General features: G+C 62.6%; 5 protein-coding genes. All 5 read left to right on the top strand.

Annotated features, from left to right (window positions below; translation table 11 throughout):
- Window positions 1-698 precede the first annotated feature (698 nt).
- A complete protein-coding gene (locus VNW74_RS23165; RefSeq protein WP_325681156.1) occupies window positions 699-1475 on the top strand; it encodes an SDR family NAD(P)-dependent oxidoreductase in 777 nt (258 codons plus the stop codon).
- Window positions 1476-1728: 253 nt separating this feature from the next.
- Window positions 1729-3480 (top strand): PHA/PHB synthase family protein, encoded by a 1752-nt coding sequence (locus VNW74_RS23160; protein ID WP_325681154.1) that lies wholly within the window; start codon window positions 1729-1731, stop codon window positions 3478-3480.
- Complete coding sequence (locus VNW74_RS23155) at window positions 3477-5447, top strand: acetoacetate--CoA ligase (protein ID WP_325681152.1); 1971 nt, start codon at window positions 3477-3479, stop codon at window positions 5445-5447. Before VNW74_RS23160 ends, VNW74_RS23155 begins: the two co-directional genes overlap by 4 nt.
- On the top strand, window positions 5444-6280 hold the full coding sequence (locus tag VNW74_RS23150) for an alpha/beta fold hydrolase (protein WP_325681150.1): 837 nt from the start codon (window positions 5444-5446) through the stop codon (window positions 6278-6280). The genes VNW74_RS23155 and VNW74_RS23150 overlap by 4 nt, the downstream gene beginning before the upstream one ends.
- 382 nt (window positions 6281-6662) lie before the next feature.
- Window positions 6663-7157, top strand: coding sequence for an SRPBCC family protein (locus VNW74_RS23145; RefSeq protein ID WP_325681148.1), 495 nt, complete (start codon window positions 6663-6665; stop codon window positions 7155-7157).
- Window positions 7158-7348: the final 191 nt, after the last annotated feature.

The following is a 7348-nucleotide window of genomic DNA, read 5'->3' as shown; positions in this document are numbered from 1 at the left end:
ACTCGCCGGCCCGCTACGGTGCACGCCACCCAACGCGCGAGCTATGGCGTAGATCACTGACTGTAAGGCAGCGCAACAGAATCTGTCAACAGCAATGTTGACAGATTCTGTTGCTCCCCCCGCTCCCCCCAACCACTACGCAACCCCGCATCTGCCACACGGCTGCACTCCTCCACAGCACGCCGTGAGCTGGTCAACAGCTCTGTGACGGCACGTCATCCGGACGTGGGTCAGCAGCGAATGGGGCCGCACAGTTAGGCGACGCCGACGTATCTCTAATCCGGAGCCGTTCGCCGTCGCCATGCCCGACGGTCAAATCCGAGGGGTTCTGGGAACCTCGGGCGTCATCAGAACCAGATCGACTCGCGTGCCCAACGTTACTACGCGTTATGTCATCCCCGTGGTAGGCCAACACACGTGTTGGCATGAAGCTTGGATCACTCGATGCCGATTACACCGTGTAAGTCGTTGGGCCCGGCCACATAACCTGTCCCGGCGGCGGGCGTAACGCGAAGAGCTGCAGACATCTTGTCAACACTAATGTTGACTATTTTCTAGACAGCTGCCATGCTCGGGTGCACCCACCAATAACGAGTGCCAGCTCGATCGTTCAGCGGACTTGAACGCCGGGCGACCGGGCGAAGGCTCTTGGCCAAGTTCGGGATGAGACGCGGAATTCGGAACGGAGTATCAGCGACGTGGACCTACAGCTTGCGGACCATACCTGCCTTGTCACGGGCGGTACCAAGGGAATCGGGAAAGCCACGGCGGTGATGCTGGCCGGCGAAGGCTGTCGGGTTGCGATTTTGGCACGATCGAAGTCTGACCTGGAGTCGGTTGCGGAGGAATTCGAGAAGGCGGGGCTCGACCGTCCGGTTCTCATCGCGGAGGACCTCACGTCAGCCGGAGCGGCCGAGCGCGTCCGCGAACAGGTCGAGCAGTCGATCGGTGACCTCGACATCCTGATCAACAACGCCGGGGGCGCACGGTACCTCGCTTTGAATGGGTCGGATGAAGAGTGGTCCGAGGCGACAGCAATCAACTTCGATGCGCCGCGACGATTGGCGGTCGAGTTCCTCGATGGCATGAAGCGGCGAGGATTCGGGCGCGTGGTGAACGTAACCGGAAGTAGCGAGCCCTACGTCGGAAACGGTGAGCCGTATATGATCAACGCCGCCACCGCCGCCAAGGCCGCCTTCCACATTTGGTCGAAGTCGATGTCCACGGCCGTCGCCAAGTACGGCGTCACCGTCAACTGCGTAGGGCCCGGTTTTACCGAGTCTGATCAAACGGATCGGATGTTCCCGGCGGGCGAAGTCCGCGACGCCCTCATCGAGGAGCTGATCCCCGTTGGACGAGCCGGCCGGCCCAAAGAGCTCGCGGCGGTCATCACGTTCCTGGCTTCACCGCTTGCCTCATTTGTTACAGGTGTAGTCATCCAAGTCGATGGAGGCACTCGTGAATACCCGTTCTGAGCGGCGAAGCGGATGCTTTTGGGCCTGCCAGCCGCTTTCGACAGCGAACGTAAGCCGATGAAGCCGACCACGTCGAACACGGTAGGCGCTTTCCTTTTGAGGTCGATGCTGTGCAGGGACGGCAGGAGGGGTCGAGCCGCAATGCCGACAACTTGGGGCGTTCAGCGGGTTCGTCCACCAGGAACGGACCGGACATGGTCGGCAACGCGACGGCCATCTGCGCGCGGCGCGGCAGCGACGTAGGAGGAGCGACATGTCCACGACCGATCTGTCCGACAAAGCCAACGGAACCCCCAGCGAACGGCGCAAGCGCGCTAATAGGCGGTCCGCCTCACCGGACGAGCGCATAACCCAGCGTCCGCCGATCGACAGCACGAAGAGCACGCTTGGCGGGATCCAATTGCCCTGGGCACCAGTGCTTTCGAACTCGCCACGACTCGCCTCTGCAGCTATCGGCGCAGCGCGCCACAGTGCGAACTACGCGAGCCAGCTGGCATCGATCGTCACGGGAGGCTCAGCGATCCGACCCAAGAAGGGCGACCGGCGCTTCACCGACCCCACCTTCACCGATCACCCTGTCTACAGGCGGATCATGCAGGCCTATCTCGCGCTTTGCAGCGAAGTGGACGCGTCTGTGGCCGAGTCCAATCTGCAATGGAAAAACAAGGAGTTGCTGCAGTTTGTCGCCGAACTGGTGACGTCCTCGCTGGCGCCCACCAACGTACTGCTCGGCAATCCGGCCGCGCTCAAGAGGGCCTTTGAGACCTGCGGAGCCAGCCTTGTGCTCGGCCTGCGCAACTATCTGTATGACCTGCGGTTCAACGGGGGAATGCCGTCCCAGGTGAAGCGCGGCGCCCTGCGGGTCGGTGAAGATCTGGCAGTCACTCCCGGCGGCGTTGTCTACCGCGACGCCGTTTGCGAGGTGCTCCAGTACACGCCGACGACCTCTCATGTCCGTCAGCGGCCGGTCTTGCTGATACCCCCACAGATCGGCAAGTACTACTTCATGGACCTGTCCCCCAACCGTAGCTTCGTCGAATATGCCGTCTCGCGCGGCATCCCGATGTTCGTCATCAGCTGGCGCAACCCGGGCCCCGAGGACCGCGAGTACAACCTGGACGTGTACGCCGCGTCACTGCTGCGGGTCACGGATGCCGTCCGTGAAATCACCGGCAGCGACCAGCTCAACACCCTCGGCATGTGCGCCGGAGGTATTCTCACCTCGATCGTGCTGGCTCACCTCGCTGACATAGGCGATGACCGGGTACACGCGGCGAGCTTCGGGGTGACGTTACTGGACTTCGCCGAACCCTCCCCGATTGGCATGTTCAACGTGCCGGTACTTGTCAACCAGGCCAGGGGGCGATCCTCACGAAAGGGCGTCCTCGACCAGCAGTCCTTGGCCGCGGTTTTCAACTGGCTGCGACCTAACGACCTCATCTGGAATTACTGGGTCAACAACTACCTGTTGGGACGCGACCCCACGGTTTTCGACATCCTCGCATGGAACAACGACGGGACCGCGCTGCCCGCGGCGTTGCATCACCAGTTCCTCAAGATCTTCAACTTGAACCTGTTGGCACGAGGGGAGCTTCACGTCCTGGGTACTCAGATCGATCTGGGTAAGGTCGATATCGACGTGTACGCGACCGGCGCGCTCACCGACCATTTGACCCCGTGGAAAGGCTGCTACCGCACCACTCAACTGATGTCCGGCGACATGACCTTCGTCCTGAGTAACGCCGGCCACATCGCGAGTTTGGTCAACCCGCCCGGCAATCCCAAGGCGCACTACTTCGTTGGAGACGATCCCGGTGCCGACCCCGAAGCCTGGCGAGAATCAGCCAAAGAGGTGCGCGGCACCTGGTGGGAACACTGGGCTGACTGGATCATTGCACGCGGCGGTCCGGAAGTAGCTGCACCGGCGACGGTAGGCAGCGATGCGTTTCCTTGCCTTGAGCCCGCGCCGGGCTCCTATGTCCTGGGCCGGTCAGCCCGCCTGTGACCTTTTGTCATCGCCCCGATGTTTTGTGGCGGCCCGGCCCGCGCGACATCGACAACGCCAACGTCACCCACTTCATGAGCTGGCTGAAAGATCAACGCGGAATCACCCGCGCCACCTGGAATGACCTGTGGGAGTGGTCAGTTCATGACCTCGACGAGTTCTGGTCGGCGGTGTGGGACTACTACGGTGTAGCAGCTACCCGGCGGCCGGACCACATCATCAGCGGTGACGCGATGCCCCACACGCGCTGGTTCGTTGGTGCACAACTCAACTACGCGCAGAACATTCTCGCCAGGGCGCCCCAAACACGACCCGCTCTCATAGAAATAGCCGAGAACGTTGGGCCCCGCGAGTGGTCGACCGCCGAACTCGCAGGCAAAGTCGGGGCACTGTCGCGCTACCTCCTCGAAGTTGGCGTGATGCCCGGAGACCGCGTGGCGGCGTACCTGCCCAATGCCGCCGAAGCGGTGATCGGCCTGCTGGCTGCGACCGCCATCGGCGCGGTGTGGGCGTCGTGCGGACCCGAGTTCGGCATCACAGCCGTCACGGATCGCTTCGCCCAGATCAGTCCCAAAGTGCTGCTGGCAGTGGACGGTTACCGGTTCGGAGGGCGTGCCCATGACCGACGCGACATCGTGCACGAGCTGCGCCGGCGGTTGCCATCGCTCGCCGCCACCGTCGTCGTGCGCAAGTTACATCCCGACGCGCCGACTCCCGACGACACCCTGGCCTTCGACGAGATCGTTGCCACCCCAAGTACTCCAACGTTCACCCAGGTGCCCGCCGGACACCCGTTGTGGATACTGTTCTCCTCGGGATCGACCGGCTCGCCGAAAGGCATTGTGCAGGGCCACGGCGGCATCGTGCTCGAACACCTCAAATCGCTTGGCCTGTGCCTGGATATCAGGTCGTCTGACACCATGTTCTTCGTCAGCTCCACCAGCTGGATGGCTTGGAACTACTCGGTGGGCGCTCTGCTGCACGGTGCCACCGTGGTGTTGTCCGCGGCAAGTCCAACCCGGCCAGAGGCCGACGGTGCCTTCGGCGTCGCCGCCCAGACCCACGCGACTATCCTGGGTGTCGGCTCGGCATACGTCACGGCAGTTGCCAAACAACACGTCGAGCCCCAATCCCGTCACGACCTGACCAATCTTCGCCTGATAATTCCGACCGGGTCGCCGCTGCCGCCGAGCGGCTGGAACTGGCTTGCGCGGCGATTTCCCGCCCGGGTGGACTCGATCTGCGGTGGCACCGACGTGTGCAGCGTCTTTTTCTGCGGCAACCCGCTCACCTCCGTGCGGTTGGGACAGATTGCGGGACGCTCGCTGGGTGTGAACGCACAGTCCTGGGACGCCCACGGGCGACCTCAGCTCGACACGGTGGGAGAGATGATGGTCACCACGCCGATGCCGTCGATGCCGCTTCGGTTGTGGAACGACCCGACCGGAGAGCGGTACCGCAGCACCTACTTCGACAAGCATCCAACCGTATGGCGACAAGGTGACTGGATCACAATCACCGAAGACGGCGGTGTCGAGGTCAAAGGCAGATCTGACGCTACCCTCAATCGCGGCGGCGTTCGGCTCGGGTCAGCTGAGATCTACACTGTCGTAGACCAACTCGATGAGATCTGCGACAGCCTGGTGATCGGTGCCGAACTGGAGGACGGCCGCTACCTACTAGCGCTGTTCATCGTCATGGCCGATGGTGCCGTCCTCGACGGGTCGCTGCGCTGCCGGATCGACACGCGGCTGCGCACTGAGCTGTCGCCGCGGCACGTGCCCGACACCATCGCCGTGGCCCCCGTCATTCCGCGCACCCTCACTGGCAAGAAGCTCGAAATCCCCGTCAAAGCCATCCTGCAGGGAACGGCACCGGACATCGTCGCGACACCTGGAGCCATCGATCATCCGGAGGCGCTGGCGTGGTTTGCACGATGGGCATCGGACAACAGGACGTCCGCGTGAGCATCAATACGAATGATGAGTTCTACGTCACCGCGAGCGGTCAGCGGATCCGCTTGCAGCGTCGCAACATTGGCAACCGCGACCCGTTAATCCTGATCAACGGGATCGGCGCCGCGATTGAGATGTGGCAACCTTTGGTCGACGAGCTTGATGAGCGAGAGCTGATAAGCCTCGACCTGCCCGGGTGCGGACTATCCCCTACGCCACTAATCCCTGTGCGGTTGCCACGGATCGCGGCGCTGGTCACCGAAGTCATGGATGCGCTCGACTTGCAGCGCGCGGACATCCTGGGCTACTCATTCGGCGGCGTGGTGGCCATGGAACTCGCACACCGATTTCCCGACCGGGTCCATCGTTTGATACTGGCCAGTACGGTGCCGGGAGCACCCGCGGCGGTTCCGCACCCCGCGGTGTTCGCACTGATGCTCAGCCCGCTGCGCTATTACCACCGCCGCTCAGCCGAACTAATCATCCCGCTCATCGCGGGCGGACGAACCGCTTACGACCGCCGTCAGATGCGTGCGGCTCTGCATGACCGACTCAAACGCCCCCCACCCGTTCGTGGTTACGCTTATCAGCTGTTGGCGATCTCCGCCTTCACCTCATGGCCCTGGTTGCACCGGATTCCGCATCGCACGTTGATCGTCCACGGGCGTGACGATCCGGTGTCGCCGGCGCTCAACGGACGGTTGCTGACGGCCACGATGCCCAACGCACGATTGCTTATGGTTGCCGGTGGGGGCCACCTGCTGCTCCTCGACGAACCCAGCCGGGTAGCGCCGGCCATCGTTGAATTCCTCGGGTCGGCTCGGCCGCCGACTGCGCAAGACTAGGTTTGCGGCCGACGTGCAAGGAGTTCGGGGTGATATATCAAAACCCTTGGCGTCGGCTCCGATCCAACCCCGACGGGAAGTCCGCCGTCGACTTGTTCGCCGTGTCCCTGGCCACGACAGCGAGCTGACCAATCTCGGCCCAAGTGCGCGGATGTGGTGCACGCCATAAACGGTGAGAATCTACGCCGTCGGTCACTGACTGAAGCCACCAGTTCCGAATCTCACGCTCGTCCAGCAGGATTCGAATCGAATCCGTGTCGGTCAGTACCCGACAATAAACGCCGCGAAACATCAGATCAACGGTATTGTTGAAATTCGTGATGTTTCTCTGTGCACATCGTTACGCTCCCTGCCAAGAGCCATACGCCAGCAAAGGAGCCCTATGCACGTCGTGAAGGTCGAGCGGGAGCTCGTTTCGACTGCGAAGGCCCGGGGCGTCGCAGAGCGAGAAATGGCGGTCAGTGCGGAGCAACTCTTCGCCACGCTCGAGGATGGGTCCTCATACAGCCAGTGGGTGCCCGCGATTCGCCAGGTCACATGGACGAGTGCCAAGCCATTCGGAACAGGGACAACGCGGACCATCAACCTCGTGGGTGGCGCCAGCGTCGACGAGGTGTTTTGGGCGTGGGAGACGAATCGCCAGATCGGCTTTTCGATTTCGGCCTCAAGCATGCGGTGGCTCACCGCGCTCACAGAACTCTACGAGATCACAGCCGTCTCGTCTGACCGCTGCAAGCTGCGTTGGACGCTTGCGGTGCGCTTATCCGGGGTGTTCGGAATAGTCGAACCGTACATCGGTCGCCACATGGCGAGCGCTCAAAACCGCATGCTCAAGACACTCGAACACGTCGCCCGTGAGCACTCGACGCGGGCATAACCGACCGCGCCAACTGGGCAACGCTGGAGCCAATGCTGGCTAGACCCGGCGGGCACCACAACCCGAAATTCGTTGTCGGCCAGGATCGCGGCGGTCTGGGCGTATGCGTGAATGTCATAGGGAAACCCGTGTAGCAGAACGACCGCGGGGCCGGTGCCGATGTCGTGATAACCGATGGACAGTACCGGCGT

Origin of the sequence: Mycobacterium sp., from assembly GCF_035570115.1 — a bacterium.
Lineage (GTDB): Bacteria > Actinomycetota > Actinomycetes > Mycobacteriales > Mycobacteriaceae > Mycobacterium.
Note: the sequence above shows the minus strand (reverse complement) of the source record. Positions and strands in the feature narration are given on the sequence as shown.

Bases quoted from the DNA above. Each gene is read 5' to 3' on its own strand.
- VNW74_RS23160 (WP_325681154.1), top strand. From the start codon at position 1,729: ATGTCCACGACCGATCTGTCCGACAAAGCCAACGGAACCCCCAGCGAA.
- VNW74_RS23145 (WP_325681148.1), top strand. From the start codon at position 6,663: ATGCACGTCGTGAAGGTCGAGCGGGAGCTCGTTTCGACTGCGAAGGCC.